Raw genomic sequence first — 16151 nt, forward strand, 5'->3', positions numbered from 1 at the left:
CCATTTTATTCGGTACTAAGCTAGTTGGCTAAAAATATAACCTTGATATGCAATAAATGCAGCTAATAATAAGCCACCTTCAACTCTATTAATCCGTCGTGCACCACGAAAACTCAAAGACATAGCAATTAAAGCAATGGTTGCACCTATCATTATAAGCGCATCACGGTTTGCCGCAGATGGGTCTATAATTGAAGGATTGATAATACCCGCTAAGGGTAAAACGGCTAATAAATTGAAGATATTAGAGCCTACAATATTGCCGAGGGCTAAATCGTCTTCGTTTTTTAGTACCCCAGCAATACAGGCTGCAAGCTCAGGTAGGCTAGTACCAATAGCAATAATTGTTAAGCCGATTACAAGGTCGCTTAAACCAAAGTATTTGGCGATATCTACAGCCGAGCCGACTAAAAAGTGAGAGCTTAATGGCAGCACTATCATGCCTACAACTAGCCAAAACAGTGCCGACTTGGTTGGTACGTTGTCTGGCACATCTTCACATGCCTCATTGACAAATGGGTCATCAGCTTGGTTTTTTGCGCGTATTGAAATAATGATAAGACCAGCAATAAAAACAATAAAGGCAATCAGTAATGCGATACCTTCAGCAAATGAAAAGTAGTTATCGGAAAATACATACCAGGCGGCGATAGAAACAAATAAAACCAGCGGCATTTCACGCTTTAAGGTGGTTGAAGAGACTGAAAGTGGACGCAATAAAGCAGTGATACCGAGTACTAACAAGATATTAGTAATATTAGAACCTACCGCATTACCTACTGCTGTATCGGTTTTGCCAGCAAGCGCTGCTGATGCAGAGACCATCATTTCAGGTGCCGATGAGCCCATAGCAACAACAGTTAAACCAACAATTAAAGTGGGGACACCAAAATTTTTTGCCAGTGCCGCAGCACCATAAACAAAGCGATCTGCGCTCCAAACTAGTCCAGCAAATCCAAGAATTAAAATGACAAAAGAAGTCACCATTACGTTACGCCAATTATTCAATATCAGATTGCGGTAAATAGTAACAAAAGCCAACCTGAAAGTATAAATAAAAGAATCAGGTCTATTGTTTAGTAAGTTGTTATTTTTAGCTTAAAAAAAACTATTTAAGCTTAGGTTAAGTCAGCTTTAGTAAGGCTTAGGCTGTTATTACATAGAATATTACAAAATTTTACGATTTGTTTTTTCCATCTTTGCGTAAAAAGCCTTAAAATAGGGGTAGTAGTGAAAATAGAAATGGAGAGCGACTTGTCGCAACCAATAGTAGAAGTCAAGGATGTGAGCTTTTCACGGGGCGATAGAAGCATATATAAAAATATGAGCTTTAGCGTTCCGCAAGGCAAAATCACTGCCATTATGGGGCCCAGCGGGATTGGTAAAACGACCATGCTGCGTTTAATTGGTGGTCAATTAAAACCCGATAGCGGCACAATATTGTTCGAAGGTAACAATATTCCGACAATGACGCGCAAGGAACTTTATGCTGCGCGAACCAAAATGAGCATGTTGTTTCAAAGCGGCGCATTATTTACCGATATGTCTGTATTTGACAATATCGCGTTTCCGCTGCGAGAGCATACCCGCCTGAGTGAAGACTTAATTCGCCTTGTAGTGTTAATGAAATTACAGGCCGTTGGTTTACGCGGTGCGCAAGATTTGATGCCGTCAGAGCTTTCTGGTGGTATGGCTCGTCGTGCTGCGCTTGCTCGTGCTATCGCACTGGATCCTGAGCTTATCATGTATGATGAGCCATTTGCCGGACAAGACCCTATCTCGATGGGCGTGTTAGTTAAGCTTATTAAGTCTTTGAACCAAGTGTTAGGGCTTTCATCACTTATTGTTACTCATGATGTGACAGAAGTGATGAGTATAGCTGATCATGTCATCATCATAGCGGATCAGGGTGTTATTGGTAGTGGCTCGCCAGAGCAAATGCTTAATCATGAATCACCATTGGTACAGCAGTTTTTAAAAGGCCTTTCAGATGGGCCAGTACCATTTCATTTTCCTGCGCAGTCTTATAATGACGAACTACTAGGAGGGCGTAGCTGATGTTTGATGTGTTACAAAAGCTAGGCCATAAAACGTTAGGTCGTTTTGCTGCTTTGGGTCGTTCGACGCAAATGCTAATTGGTGCTTTGTGGAATTTACCAAATTTCAGAAAAGGCACGCCGTTACTTATCCGCCAACTTTATATGGTCGGGTCGCAATCTCTGCTTATAATCATGGTATCTGGCTTATTTATTGGTATGGTGCTCGCGCTGCAAGGCTATACCGTATTGGTTGGTTATGGCGCTGAGGATAGTTTAGGACCATTAGTTGCCTTGAGTTTATTACGCGAGTTAGGGCCTGTGGTTACGGCGTTATTATTTTCAGGTCGGGCGGGGAGCGCATTGACTGCTGAAATTGGTTTAATGAAAGCCACTGAGCAGTTATCGAGCCTTGAAATGATGGCTATAGATCCACTTAAGCGTATTATTGCTCCTCGTTTTTGGGCCGGTTTTATTAGTATGCCTTTACTGGCGCTGATTTTTTCTGCGGTTGCTATTATCGGTGCTCATTTAGTCGGTGTTGACTGGTTAGGTGTAGATACTGGTAGTTTCTGGTCAATCATGCAATCACAGGTATCGTTCCAACAAGATATTTTAAATGGCATGATAAAAAGCTTTGTATTTGCCATCGTTGTAACTTGGATAGCGCTTTATAAAGGCTACGATTGTGTACCAACTTCAGAAGGGATCAGTAAGGCAACGACAGAGACAGTTGTACACTCATCTTTAGCTGTTTTAGGGTTTGATTTTATTTTGACAGCGGTAATGTTTACCAGCTAAAAAAGGTATAGATAATGAATTCACGGAAATTAGAAATTTTAGTTGGCTTTTTTGTCGCGCTTGGCATTGCAGCGTTTGCTATGCTGGCATTAAAAGTAGCGAATGCAGGTATCAGCGGCAGTGGCGAAACGTATTTATTAAAAGCTAAATTTGAAAACATTGGCTCATTAAAAGCACGTGCTCCTATCAAAGTAGGTGGTGTTGTAGTTGGCCGTGTTGAGGCTATCTCAATCCACCCGCAAGAGTTTTTACCAGTCGTTGATATGACCATTGATGCGCAATATCAATGTCGTTTCTCGGATACTAGCTCAGTCTCGATTTTAACTTCGGGCATTTTGGGTGAGCAGTACCTAGGTATTAATCCTGTTATCGCTCCTAAATCAGCAGAACAAGCATGTTTAGGTCTTGAAGTAACTAGCAATGATCAAGACTTAGGCTTGGACGAGTTATTTGGTGTTGAAAGCAAGGCGTTAAATGATGGTGATTTTATTACAGATACTAAATCTGCTTTAGTGCTTGAAGAGTTGATCGGGCAATTTTTATTCAATCAAGGTGGCGAGTAATTATTATGTTTAAGAAATTTTTAGCTTTAGTTGCATTTACCTTTATCGCAACCAATGTAAATGCTCAGTCAGTGGATTTAAAAGACCCATACAAAATGGTTCGTCAGGTATCAGATAATACCTTCCAACGTATTACTCGTGATCAACCATTAATAGAAAAAGATAAAGAACATTTAAGAGTAATCGTCTCTGATGAATTAATGCCTTATATTGATTATAAGTATGCTGCACTACGTGTATTAGGTAGCCATGTGTCAAAGGTACGCGCGATTAAAGACCCTGCTGAGCAAAAGCAAGCGGTGGAAGATATCAAGCGCTTTATTGATGTATTTCAAGAGTATTTAATTGCCACCTATGCAGGTGTGTTTACGCAATATACGAATCAGCATGTTGAGTTTGCTCCTGCACGGGATTTCGCCGGACAAGATGTAGTATTAGTGAAAACTAAAATTGTAGAGCCTGGTAAACCGGATATTAAAATTGATTTTAAAGTTCGCGAAGATAGAAGCGGTGAATGGCGTGCTTATGACATGGTTGCAGAAGGTATTAGTCTGTTAGATGCCAAGCAAAGCGAACTACAAGGTATTTTACGCCAGCAAGGTATTGAGCATGTGAGTAACTTATTAGAGCAAAAAAGTAAGCTGCCAGTGCAATTTAGAGGCGAAGGTGGTAATGAGTAAAGTAAGTATTACTCAAATCGACGAGCAGCAATTTAAAATAAGCGGTGAATTAACCCGAAACTCAATTGCTGCTGAACGGCTTCTTAATAAAAACTCACAAACTAACCATAAAACTTGGTATTTTGACCTTTCTGAGGTCTCAAGGGTTGACACGGCGGGCTTAGCTTGGTTAATTCACTCTTTCGCAGAATTAAAGCAGCAAGGCATTCGCCTTGAATTGCAAAATATTCCTGAGCAATTGCAAAAATTAATGCAGTTGGGGCAGGTTACAACCCTATTTGAGTGAGAGTTATGCAAACAAGCGAAGTCGAAACATTATTACGCGATGAACTACAATTAGCTGAAGTACATGTGAAAGCAAATGGTAGTCATTATGAAGTGATTGCAGTGGGCGAGTGTTTTGATGGACTTAGTCGAGTCAAAAAGCAACAACTCGTCTATGCGCCATTAATGAATACTATTTCAGATGGCACAATTCACGCCGTATCTATTCGTGCCTTTACCCCAACAGAGTGGAAGCGCGAACAGAAATTTATTTTACCTCAATAACTAAGGCTTCCTCATGGATCAATTTGTAATTCAAGGTGGCACTGGACTTGCCGGTGAGGTAACTATTTCAGGCGCTAAAAATGCGGCGCTTCCTATTCTTTTCGCTGCACTTTTAGCTGATGGTAAAAGTACCTTTAACAATGTGCCTCGACTGCGTGACATCGGTACTACAGAAGCATTACTCAAAACCTTAGGCGCAGATGTACAGTGGCAAGGTGAGCAACTTGTTATAGATGGCGCTAAGGTTGATAAAACGCTTGCTCCTTATGACTTAGTAAAACAAATGCGTGCATCAGTTTTAGCCTTAGGCCCATTGGTTGCTCGTTTTGGTCAAGCCCAAGTGTCATTACCAGGCGGTTGTGCGATTGGGGCTCGACCTGTAGATATCCATATCAAAGGCCTTGAGCGTATGGGGGCAACGATACAGGTTGAAAACGGCTATATTAATGCCAGCGTAAATGGACGCTTAAAAGGCGCTGAAATTTACATGGAAATGGTGAGTGTTGGCGCAACCGAAAATCTACTTATGGCAGCAACTTTAGCTGATGGTAAAACGGTACTTGAAAACGCGGCACGCGAACCGGAAATAACCGACCTTGCAGCCTGCTTGGTTGCTATGGGAGCTAAAATTACTGGTGCCGGTACCAGCCGTATAGAAGTTGAGGGCGTGGAAAAACTTCATGGTTGTGAACACCGCATTTTACCTGACCGTATTGAGACCGGTACTTTTTTAGTTGCCGCAGCCATGGCCGGTGGTGAAGTGTTATGTAAAGCCACAGACTTTCACAGCCTTGAGCCTGTTATTGAAAAGCTTCGCGCAACCAATGCGCTAGTAGAAGTAACCGATGACAGCATATATTTAGATATGCGCAATCGTGAGCTGCAAGCGGTGAATATAAAAACGATGCCGCATCCTGGTTTCCCAACTGATATGCAAGCTCAATTTACCGCTCTGAATGTGGTTGCAAACGGCAGCGCGACAATCACAGAAACTATCTTTGAAAATCGCTTTATGCATGTTCCTGAGTTACAACGCATGGGTGCTAACATTCGCTTAGAAGGTAACACTGCTATTTGTGGCGATACTAAGAGCTTAAGTGGAGCCCAAGTGATGGCCACAGATTTACGTGCATCAGCGAGTTTGATTTTGACCGGTATCGTGGCAAAAGGTGAAACGGTTGTCGATCGTATTTATCACGTTGACCGAGGTTACCAACGTATTGAGGATAAGCTCAGTGCACTTGGTGCAAATATCAAGCGAAGAAGTAGTTAAATTCGAGTTGAAACATGAAAGTAACAAGGTTCAATGAGAACCTTGTTTTTATTTTTTAACCTATGTCCTTACACCTTTAAACTAATATCATAATTTCGTTTCAAGCTCCGCTACGTTGACCATCACCTTCAGTATTTCCCCATTCCTGTATAGCTGAAACTCAATTTCATGGCCAGGTTCAGAGTTACCAATGGTGGTGAGGGTTTTTTGTGGGTTACTCACATCCTCGCCTGCAATCTTTACGATAATATCCTGTTCTTTAATGCCGGCTTGCCATGCTGGGCCTAGTGGATCTAAATTGGTGATACGAAGTCCTGCAACAGGAGTATAACTATCACTCACCTCTTTGCCCGTGCTATCCACTGCCGTGCCTGTAAAACCTAAATAACCGCGTACAACACGTCCGTGGCGAATCAGTTTATCCATGACCTCTTTAGCAAGTGAGTAGGGGACCGCAAAAAAGATGCCTTGAATATCTAGGTTTTCGCGAGTTTTAAATTGAGCTGAGGTAATACCGACAAGATCGCCATTAGAATTTACCAAGGCACCGCCTGAGTTACCGACGTTAATCGCTGCATCCATTTGCAACAGGCTGTTATAAGGGCTGTCAGTAATTTTTTGTTTACCAGTGGCACTAATAATACCTTGGGTGATCGTTTGGCCTAAATTAAGTGGGTTACCAATGGCGAGAACAACATCCCCAACTCGCGGGTTAAAATCATTATTAACGGGGATCACTGGTAAATGCTCAGCGTTAATTTTTAACAGTGCTAAATCAGTAATGGTATCAAAGCCAATAAGTTGCACATCAAAAAAGCGACGGCCATCGGTGAGGATCACCATTATTTGATCGGCATTATTGATCACATGATAGTTAGTTAAAATATAGCCATCACTAGACATGATCACCCCAGAGCCTAACTCTTGCACTGTGTTTTGGCGCTTATACCGCGGTTGATTTGAGATGCTTTCTGAAAAAATAGTCACAACAGAGGGGCCCGCTCGTTTAACTGCGTCTGCAAAGCTTAGGTGTTGCGTTGTTATAGCGCTGGGTAAGGTGACATTGGGTAATAAAGCTGTACGCATATTTGGGCTAAAAAACACCACTAAAAAAGCAATGCCAAGTCCGGCGAAGAGTGGGGGAAGAACAAACTTTATAAATTTCAGCACGGTATTCTTATTGTTAATGGGCAATCTCTTTATGATGGCACAAAAAAAATAACAGCGGCAAGTACCGCTGTTATTTTTTTATGCTATTTGCACAAAATATGTTTTATTGAATTAACACAAATACAGATTCACGGCCTCGTTTTACGCCAAGTACAATATTGCCTTTAGTGTTTTCGATGATCTTATTCATATCGCGAATGTTCTCAACACGCTGACGATTCACTTGCATGATGATATCACCTTCTTCTAAGCCGACTCGTGCAGCTGGTGAGCGCGGATCTACCGAAGTAAGTTCAATTCCTTTAGCACCATTTTTCTGGATGCTTTCGAGGGTGGCACCTTGGAATGCTGGGTGTAGCTCATCCCCTGATGCGCTTAACCCTGATGCGCCATCTAAGGTGACTTTAACTGTTTTTACTTTACCGTCTCGGTAAATGCCTAATTTAACTTTTTTACCTTCACCTAAGGTGGCTATTTTGCTTCGTAGCTCATGGAAGCCGCTGATTTCACTACCATCGATACTGATAATCACATCACCGGCTTTAATGCCTGCTTTACTTGCCGCCGAATCATCCATCACTTGCATTACATAAGCACCTTGTTTGACATCAAGTTTTTGCGCTTTTGCGAGGCCTGCATCAAGTGGGCGACCGGAAATACCTAGTGAACCGCGGCGTGTTTCACCGTGCTCAACAATCTGATCAACCAAGTTTTTCATCATATTAGACGGAATAGCAAAGCCAATACCTACATTACCACCCGATGCGCCTAAAATAGCAGTATTGATACCAATCAGCTCGCCATTTAAGTTAACGAGTGCACCACCTGAGTTACCTTGGTTAATTGCGGCATCTGTTTGGATAAAATCTTCATAGCCTTCAATATTTAAACCACTTCGACCAAGTGCGCTGACAATGCCTGATGTCACAGTATGACTGAGGCCAAATGGGTTACCAATGGCCACGGCAAAATCACCAACTCGTAGCTTATCTGAATTGGCTAATTTTATTTCAACTAGATCATCGGCATCAATTTGTAATAACGCGATGTCTGATTCTTTATCACTACCTATGCGGGTAGCTTCATATTCACGGCCATCTTCCAGAGTCACCAGCATTTTTTCAGCATCTTGCACAACATGATTATTGGTAACAACATAACCTTCATCAGCGTCAATGATTACGCCTGAGCCTAAACCACTAAACTCACGCTTTTGGCTGCGCGGTTGTGGGTTGCCAAAAAAGAAATCGAGAGGATCTGCGCGTCTTCGGACTTCTTTCGAGCCTGAGACCTGTATGCTGACTACGCCAGGGGTGATTTGCTCTAACATAGGCGCAAGAGTTGGTAATTGTTGACCATTCACTGCAACTGGCATTTTAGCCATTGATACGGCAGGGTTTAATAATAAGCTCGCAGATAATACAGCTGCGCTGATTAACGATAATTTCATTTTCATAGTCAGGGTTTACTCCACATCACAGGAAAAGTAAAAACTAAAAAGGCTGCATATAGCAGCCTCATTAAGGTTTAGATATAAAGCTGTTATATCTAAAGACTATGGGGTCAAAAAAAAGTTCATCAAGAGGCTTTAGAATGTTCTGAAACTTCTTCTTCTCCAGCAAAAAGTCCTGATTCACCTGAAACATAATCTGCAGGTTGAGCGTGAGCTGATGAGCGATCACTTTGACGCTCTTTCAGTGAACGTTGTAATTGTTCCGTTGTTTCTTTAGAAAAGAAAGGTTCAGCCGGGTGCTGCTTTTTATCACTTAATAATAGTTTATTGGTCTCATCAACGTGATTTAAAAGCTGGTCATAGTTGTCCTTCATTCGATTAACAAGCTTACCAGTGCTTGCTAAGTGATCGGCAACATCTTGGCGATATTGTTCAAGAGCCGTTTTAGCTTGCTCAGCTTGTTCTTCTAGCTCATCTTGCTTAAATTGTTTTTTCGTAACAAATGCGCCTAAAAAGAATGCTGCTACGGCAACGATGATAATAATACCAACCCAAGTAATTGTGCCCATATGTTCTACCCCTTTGGGAAATACAAAAATAACGAAAAATTGCGTGTGTGATTAATAAATTTAAGTCTAGTTAAGTAACCTGAACCTAGGTTAAATAAATCTTACTGTCACTAATATACCCCGAGTTACGATGCGTGTTAATATATTGCGCAAATTAAACCGTGTTTTATTGTAACTATCTATGACTCCTTGGCAAAAATACCAGCAAGATTTACAGCGTGATGACTTCGTTTATGATGCAGCGCAAGAAAACGCAGTACGTCATTTACAACGATTATATGACGATTTAACGACTGCAAAGCCTGCAGAAAAGGGCTGGCTTGCAAAGTTGTTTAATAAAGATAGCGCACCCGCTATCAAAGGTTTGTACTTTTGGGGCGGTGTCGGGCGCGGTAAAACATATTTGGTTGATACCTTTTATGAAGCGCTACCAGGTGAGCGAAAAATGCGTGTGCACTTTCACCGCTTTATGCATCGCGTACACGATGAGCTTAAAAAGTTAAACAATAAATCAAATCCATTAGAAATTGTTGCTGACATTTTCAAAGCTGAAACAGACATTATCTGCTTCGATGAATTTTTTGTGCAGGATATTACAGATGCCATGCTACTAGGTGGTTTAATGGAGGCTTTGTTTGCACGAGGTATTGTACTTGTCGCGACCTCCAATATTGTGCCTGATGAGCTTTACCGTAATGGCTTACAACGAGCGCGTTTTTTACCTGCTATAGCGCTTGTGAATGAAAACACCGAAATTGTTAATGTTGATTCTGGTATCGATTACCGCTTAAGAACTTTAGAACAAGCGGAAATTTTTCATAGCCCATTGGACCAACAAGCAGATGCTAATTTATTTGAATATTTTGATAAGTTGTCGCCAGAGCCAGGCACAATAGATACTGCTATCGAAATAGAAGGACGGATGATCAAAACCCGTAAAGTGGCTGATTGTATTGTGATGTTTGAATTCAGCGAGTTATGTGAGACTGCTCGCAGTCAAGTTGATTATATGGAAATAAGTCGCTTATATAATACGGTTATACTGTCTAACGTGAAGCAGCTTGGCCAAGCTAATGACGATGCTGCACGGCGCTTTATTGCCTTAGTGGATGAGTTTTATGAGCGCAATGTCACTTTGATCATCTCTGCGCAAAAGCCAATCACCGAACTTTACACGCAAGGAAATCTCAACTTTGAGTTTAAGCGCTGCATTAGTCGGTTACAGGAAATGCAATCATTAGAATATTTAGCTCGAGAACATTTGGCTTAAACTTTGTTTAGAAACTTAGGGTATGAGCAAAAGCTTTAACTGTGACAAGTTTACTTTGCGCTCTTGATTTAATGTTTATTGTCGCCATATCTATAGCTTGTTGCCTTAGTAATCCATTTTTATCAGGAAAATTTAAATTGTAATTTATAGCAATAGTTAAATTTTTCTTGCATAAAATGGGTATCTTAACTACGCGATGGTTTGATGTTTCGCAGAGTCTGGTATAGTAGCGCACGTAATTAATGCTGAAATTAACAGCATGTAGCAAAATTACTAATTAATATGTGCTTTTATTGAGCAATATATTAATTAGTAATGATCCCCATGCGTATTTTGGGTGCATAAAATGGGTTAGCTAATAATTAGCTAGCAAAGAATACATTGTAACGGTTTTATCATGATATCTAATTTATTTACCAAGATTTTTGGTAGTCGCAATGACCGCACTATTAAAAATTTAAGAAAGACGGTCGCGCTAATTAACGCACTTGAGACGCAACTTGAAGCGCTTTCAGACGAAGATTTAAAAGCCAAAACAGCAGAATTTAGAGAGCGTTACGATAACGGGCAAAGCCTTGACGATATTTTGCCTGAAGCGTTTGCTGTAGTACGTGAAGCATCAAAGCGTGTTAATGGCATGCGTCACTTTGACGTACAGCTACTTGGTGGCATGGTGTTGCATCAAGGTCGCATCGCAGAAATGCGTACCGGTGAGGGTAAAACGCTCACAGCAAGTTTACCGGCTTACTTACGCGGGTTAACAGGTAAGGGAGTTCACGTTATTACGGTGAATGATTACCTGGCAAAGCGTGATGCTGAAACTAACCGTCCATTATTTGAGTTTTTAGGTTTAACAGTTGGCTGCAACGTACCAGGTATGATGCCGCAACAGAAAAAAGAAGCCTACGCCGCCGATATTACTTACGGCACTAATAACGAATTTGGTTTTGATTACCTTCGTGACAATATGGCGTTTAGCATCAATGAGCGTGTTCAGCGCCCACTTTATTACGCCGTTGTGGATGAGGTGGATTCAATCCTTATCGATGAAGCACGTACACCGCTTATTATTTCTGGTCCTGCTGAAGATAGCTCACAACTTTACACTGAAATTAATACCATCGTTCCGTTACTTGAATTACAAGAGAAAGAAGATGAAGAAGGTGTTGAAGGTGACGGTGATTTCACTATCGATGAAAAGTCTAAGCAAGTTCATTTAACAGAACGCGGCCAAATTAAGGTTGAAGAGTTATTGACTGAGCGTGGTTTAATAGAAGAGGGCGACTCGCTTTATTCTGCTGGTAGTATTACCTTGCTAAGTCATGTGTATGCTGCTTTACGTGCTCATAAACTTTACCAAAAAGACATTGATTACGTTGTAAAAGAAAACGAAGTGATCATTGTTGATGAACATACTGGCCGTACTATGGAAGGCCGCCGTTGGTCTGAAGGTTTACACCAAGCTGTAGAAGCTAAAGAAAGTGTAAAAATTCAAAACGAAAACCAAACACTGGCATCAATTACATTCCAAAACTATTTCCGTATTTATGAAACACTTGCTGGTATGACAGGTACTGCTGACACTGAAGCGTTTGAGTTCCAGTCTATCTATGGCCTTGATACGGTTGTTATGCCAACGAATAAGCCGATGATCCGTGATGATCGCGCTGATTTAGTTTATTTAACACAAGATGAAAAGTACGAAGCGATTCTTGCTGATATTAAAGATTGTCAAGAGCGCGGGCAGCCGGTACTTGTGGGTACTATTTCAATTGAAAGCTCTGAGTATTTGTCGCAATTCTTACGAAAAGAAAAAATCAAGCATAACGTCCTCAATGCTAAGTTCCACGCGCAAGAAGCTGACATTGTTTCTGATGCGGGCTTACCAGGCACGGTAACGATTGCAACAAATATGGCCGGTCGTGGTACTGATATTGTATTAGGTGGCAACTGGCATAGTGAAGTTGAAAAGCTTGATAATCCGACAGATGAGCAAATCGCAGAAATTAAAGCCGCATGGCAGATTCGCCATGATGCTGTAATTGCTGCCGGTGGTTTGCATATTATTGGTACTGAACGTCATGAATCTCGTCGTATCGATAACCAGCTACGTGGTCGTTCAGGTCGCCAAGGTGATGCCGGTTCAAGCCGTTTCTACTTATCAATGGATGACGCATTAATGCGTATCTTCGCTGGTGAGCGCATGACTAATATGATGCGTAAACTAGGTATGCAACGTGGTGAGGCAATTGAGCACCCATGGGTAAACCGTGCGATTGAAAACGCACAGCGCAAAGTAGAAGCACGTAACTTTGATGTTCGTAAACAACTACTTGAATACGATGACGTGGCGAATGACCAACGTCGTGTAGTATATGCTCAGCGTAATGAGTTACTCGTTGAAGGTGATATTTCAGAAACAATCACAGTAATTCGTGGTGACGTACTAAACAATACAATTGATCAGTACATTGCACCGCAAAGCTTAGCTGAGATGTGGGATATCCCGGGCCTTGAAGAGCGCTTAAAGCAAGACTTCTTATTAGAGCTGCCAATTTCACAATGGTTAGAAGAAGACAGTAAGCTATACGAAGAAAAGCTACGTGAGCGCATTGAAGAAGCTGTTACTAATGCTTACAAAGAGAAAGAGCAACAAGTCGGTGAATCGGTTCTGCGTCAATTTGAAAAAGCAATTATGCTACAGAGCTTAGATCAGCATTGGAAAGATCACTTGGCTGCTATGGATCATTTACGCCAAGGTATTCATTTACGTGGTTATGCACAAAAGAATCCAAAGCAAGAGTACAAGCGTGAGTCGTTCGAGCTATTCTCTGAAATGCTTGAGAACTTGAAAGTCGACGTTGTTGGTATTTTAAGTAAAGTGCAAGTGCGTGCAGAAGAAGATGTTGAAAAAGTGGAAGAGCAACACCGTAAGAGTGAAACGGCTCCTCGCGAATATCAACATGAAGAAGCTGAACACGTTGGTGGCGAAGCGCCAGCAAGTGCAACCGTAACTGCACGGGCTGAGCCAAAAGTGGGCCGTAATGAGCCGTGTCCATGTGGCTCAGGTCAAAAATTTAAGCAATGTTGTGGTAAGTTAAAATAACGACAGCTTAAGTTTGAAAAAGCGACGCATGCGTCGCTTTTTTGTTTGTAAATTAAGGTTAAAGGCGCTAGGTGCTAGGGAAGTGACTAGGTGTATTTGGCTTTTGTGGGAACAGGCTTCAGCCGTGATAGTTTGGGAGTTATGTCGAATCAATCGGCGCTAAAGCGCTCTCCTACGATTATTGAAGGTGCAAGGTTCTAGCCGCGAAAAGTGTAAGTGATTTGTTCACAAAGAGGCTAAGAGGCGCTGCGCTTAAGAGGTAAAAGGCTAAAGGTTCTAGGGAAGTGACTAGGTATATTTGGCTTTTGTGGGAACAGGGTTCAGCCGTGATTGTTTGGGAGTTATGTCGAATCAATCGGCGCTAAAGCGCTCTCCTACGATTATTGAAGGTACAAGGTTCTAGCTGTATTCTTACTCGCAGCCCGTAACCTGAAGCCCGCAGCTGTGTAGATTAATAATAAAGGTAAGATGATAATGATAAAAAAAATAGTCCATGTTGCCGTGGGTGTAATTAAATCTGGCAATACATTGTTTATCTGTAAGCGCCCTGATGATAAGCATCAAGGTGGATTGTGGGAGTTTCCTGGTGGCAAAGTAGAAAGCGGTGAAAGCGTATTTGAGGCACTTAAACGCGAATTACAAGAAGAAGTTGCACTCACTATTCATAGTTCAACTGAGCTAATGGTTATTGAACATGATTATGGTGATAAGTGCGTGAAGCTAGATGTACATTTAGTGACCGACTTTAGCGGCGATGCACATGGTGCAGAAGGGCAACAAAGTGAATGGGTAGCACTTAATAAGTTAGATGACTATAACTTCCCAGCTGCTAATGTTGAGATTATCGATAAAATTAAATCATTACAATAGCGAACTTTGGTACATTGCTAATCGGCGCTGTAGCTTTTTTATTATTTGGATTAGAATTGAGGCCTATTAAGTTATTTTGGTGTATGTGATGGCTAAAGATAAATTTGCGCCAAAACCGTTAAACGATATTATAGCGGGCTTAAGTGGTCGTTTATCAAGCTATGCAGGTAAAAGCCAAGCGCTTGATAAACAACAAACATTGTTAACGGAATTTTTAAGTCCTAATCTAGCTGAAAAATGCCGAGTGAGTAATTATAAAGATGGCACATTGACGATTGAAGCGGTGTCAGCGTCAATAGCTCTGCGTTTGAACTACCTTAAAATGGATATGCAGTCTCACTTTCGTGGTAATGGGCTCGCGGAGTTAGGGCAAATAAAGATTATCGCCAACCCACAGTCTAGCCAGCGATTAAGTAAAAATAATCCAGACCAAATGGCTAATGCTACTCTTGCTAAAAAACTCCCCATGAGCGAACAAACCTCAGATTACCTAAACGCCATTGCGCAAAACGCACCACCATCACTACGTGAAAAATTAGAGCGTTTGGCGCAGCACGGGAAAAAAACGAAGTAACCCGACAATTTTTAAAATTCTTGCGGAAAAAACAACCGTCAGGTAGCAATGTCGATTAAGTGCTGGTATACTCCCGCGTCTGCCACGTTGCGTTCTATTGCCTTCATTAGCTTAGCCTCTATTGAATGGCGCAAAAGTCTTAAACTCGAAGGGGTTGGAGCAAACATTTAGAGCGGTAATTAATAATAATTACCTGTGGTTTTAATTGAAAAACATTGGATTTTTATAAATGAAAACGTTTGTTGCTAAGCCAGAAACAGTAAAACGTGACTGGTACGTAGTTGACGCTGAAGGTAAAACTTTAGGTCGCATCGCTACTGAAATCGCTCATCGCCTACGCGGTAAGCACAAAGCTGAATATACTCCACACGTAGATACTGGTGATTACATCATCGTTATCAACGCGGAGAAAGTTACTGTAACTGGTAACAAATTCAAAGATAAAGTTTACTACGCTCACTCTGGTTTCCCAGGTGGTCTTAAGTCTACTACTTTTGATAAACTTCAAGCTGCAAAGCCTGAAATGATCATCGAAAAAGCTGTTAAAGGCATGTTGCCACGTGGCCCTTTAGGCCGCGCTATGTACCGTAAACTTAAAGTTTACGCGGGTACTGAGCACAACCATGCTGCACAACAGCCTCAGGTTCTAGACATTTAAGGAGCACTATCATGGCAAATCAATACTACGGTACAGGTCGTCGTAAAAGTTCAAGTGCTCGCGTATTCTTACGCCCAGGCACTGGTAACATCGTAATCAACAAGCGCTCTTTAGAAGAGTACTTTGGTCGCGAAACAGCACGTATGGTTGTTCGTCAAGCTCTTGAGCTTGTTGATATGACTGAAAAGTTTGACTTACACATCACCGTTGCTGGTGGTGGTACTACTGGTCAAGCTGGCGCAATCCGTCACGGTATCACTCGTGCACTTATGGAGTTTGACGAGTCACTACGTCCACAACTTCGTAAAGCCGGTTTCGTTACTCGTGATGCGCGTAAAGTTGAGCGTAAGAAAGTGGGTCTTAAGAAAGCACGTAAGCGTCCACAATTCTCAAAACGTTAATATTACGTTTTACAGAATTCCAAAAACCCAGCCTCGGCTGGGTTTTTTGTTTTGGAGCTATATAAAGCTAGCGAGGGTAAAGAGACGAAGTACTTGACTACCGCGTTTAAAAATTTATTCTGAGCCAACTCGCACTTTTTACCAGAGATAAGCCAACTCGCACCTTTTATCAGAGATA

At 41.6% G+C, this 16151-nt stretch carries 17 protein-coding genes; 13 read left to right on the top strand and 4 right to left on the bottom strand.

Annotation, left to right across the window (positions count from 1 at the left end; all coding sequences use genetic code 11):
* Positions 1-15: 15 nt before the first annotated feature.
* Positions 16-987, bottom strand: a complete 972-nt coding sequence (locus tag NQT69_RS16020) for a calcium/sodium antiporter (RefSeq protein WP_256828685.1) — start codon at positions 985-987, stop codon at positions 16-18.
* Positions 988-1242: 255 nt separating this feature from the next.
* On the opposite strand from NQT69_RS16020, the gene NQT69_RS16025 reads away from it, so the two are divergent.
* The 7 genes from NQT69_RS16025 to murA are packed head-to-tail and all read left to right on the top strand — an operon-like array spanning position 1243 to position 5902.
* A complete protein-coding gene (locus NQT69_RS16025) occupies positions 1243-2058 on the top strand; it encodes an ATP-binding cassette domain-containing protein (RefSeq protein ID WP_256828757.1) in 816 nt (271 codons plus the stop codon).
* Complete coding sequence (mlaE, locus tag NQT69_RS16030; RefSeq protein WP_256828686.1) at positions 2058-2837, top strand: lipid asymmetry maintenance ABC transporter permease subunit MlaE; 780 nt, start codon at positions 2058-2060, stop codon at positions 2835-2837. The genes NQT69_RS16025 and mlaE overlap by 1 nt, the downstream gene beginning before the upstream one ends.
* A 14-nt stretch (positions 2838-2851) precedes the next feature.
* Positions 2852-3400, top strand: coding sequence for an outer membrane lipid asymmetry maintenance protein MlaD (gene mlaD, locus NQT69_RS16035; RefSeq protein ID WP_087533121.1), 549 nt, complete (start codon positions 2852-2854; stop codon positions 3398-3400).
* A 5-nt stretch (positions 3401-3405) separates the two neighbouring features.
* Complete coding sequence (locus tag NQT69_RS16040; RefSeq protein WP_256828687.1) at positions 3406-4080, top strand: MlaC/ttg2D family ABC transporter substrate-binding protein; 675 nt, start codon at positions 3406-3408, stop codon at positions 4078-4080.
* Positions 4073-4366, top strand: a complete 294-nt coding sequence (locus tag NQT69_RS16045; protein ID WP_256828688.1) for an STAS domain-containing protein — start codon at positions 4073-4075, stop codon at positions 4364-4366. Before NQT69_RS16040 ends, NQT69_RS16045 begins: the two co-directional genes overlap by 8 nt.
* A gap of 5 nt (positions 4367-4371) precedes the next feature.
* Positions 4372-4629, top strand: coding sequence for a BolA family protein (locus tag NQT69_RS16050; protein ID WP_087533118.1), 258 nt, complete (start codon positions 4372-4374; stop codon positions 4627-4629).
* A gap of 13 nt (positions 4630-4642) precedes the next feature.
* Positions 4643-5902 carry a UDP-N-acetylglucosamine 1-carboxyvinyltransferase gene (murA, locus tag NQT69_RS16055; RefSeq protein ID WP_256828689.1) on the top strand — a complete coding sequence of 420 codons (1260 nt, stop codon included), beginning with the start codon at positions 4643-4645 and terminating at the stop codon, positions 5900-5902.
* A gap of 87 nt (positions 5903-5989) precedes the next feature.
* Here the strand turns inward: murA and NQT69_RS16060 are convergent, their stop codons facing one another.
* The 3 genes from NQT69_RS16060 to NQT69_RS16070 form a co-directional block, all read right to left on the bottom strand.
* The gene (locus tag NQT69_RS16060; RefSeq protein ID WP_256828690.1) at positions 5990-7072 is read right to left on the bottom strand and encodes a trypsin-like peptidase domain-containing protein; all 1083 of its coding nucleotides are present in this window, start codon (positions 7070-7072) and stop codon (positions 5990-5992) included.
* Between the two features lie 103 nt (positions 7073-7175).
* A complete protein-coding gene (locus tag NQT69_RS16065) occupies positions 7176-8528 on the bottom strand; it encodes a Do family serine endopeptidase (protein ID WP_256828691.1) in 1353 nt (450 codons plus the stop codon).
* 122 nt (positions 8529-8650) lie between these two features.
* Entirely contained in the window at positions 8651-9094 is a 444-nt protein-coding gene (locus tag NQT69_RS16070; RefSeq protein ID WP_256828692.1) for a YhcB family protein, read from the bottom strand.
* Positions 9095-9275: 181 nt separating this feature from the next.
* On the opposite strand from NQT69_RS16070, the gene zapE reads away from it, so the two are divergent.
* From zapE to rpsI, 6 genes are all read left to right on the top strand, one after another.
* Positions 9276-10364 (top strand): cell division protein ZapE, encoded by a 1089-nt coding sequence (gene zapE / locus NQT69_RS16075; RefSeq protein WP_256828693.1) that lies wholly within the window; start codon positions 9276-9278, stop codon positions 10362-10364.
* Between the two features lie 397 nt (positions 10365-10761).
* Positions 10762-13470, top strand: a complete 2709-nt coding sequence (gene secA / locus NQT69_RS16080) for a preprotein translocase subunit SecA (RefSeq protein WP_256828694.1) — start codon at positions 10762-10764, stop codon at positions 13468-13470.
* A gap of 474 nt (positions 13471-13944) precedes the next feature.
* Positions 13945-14340: an 8-oxo-dGTP diphosphatase MutT gene (gene mutT, locus NQT69_RS16085; RefSeq protein ID WP_256828695.1), complete on the top strand. Its 396-nt coding sequence runs from the start codon at positions 13945-13947 to the stop codon at positions 14338-14340.
* 88 nt (positions 14341-14428) lie between these two features.
* Positions 14429-14914 (top strand): DUF721 domain-containing protein, encoded by a 486-nt coding sequence (locus NQT69_RS16090; protein ID WP_256828696.1) that lies wholly within the window; start codon positions 14429-14431, stop codon positions 14912-14914.
* A gap of 229 nt (positions 14915-15143) precedes the next feature.
* Positions 15144-15572 (top strand): 50S ribosomal protein L13, encoded by a 429-nt coding sequence (gene rplM, locus NQT69_RS16095; protein WP_002957960.1) that lies wholly within the window; start codon positions 15144-15146, stop codon positions 15570-15572.
* A gap of 8 nt (positions 15573-15580) precedes the next feature.
* Positions 15581-15973 carry a 30S ribosomal protein S9 gene (gene rpsI / locus NQT69_RS16100; RefSeq protein WP_024600778.1) on the top strand — a complete coding sequence of 131 codons (393 nt, stop codon included), beginning with the start codon at positions 15581-15583 and terminating at the stop codon, positions 15971-15973.
* The last annotated feature ends 178 nt before the right edge of the window (positions 15974-16151 follow it).

It is taken from the genome of Pseudoalteromonas shioyasakiensis (assembly GCF_024518675.1).
In the GTDB taxonomy this organism is placed as follows: Bacteria; Pseudomonadota; Gammaproteobacteria; order Enterobacterales; family Alteromonadaceae; genus Pseudoalteromonas; species Pseudoalteromonas shioyasakiensis_B.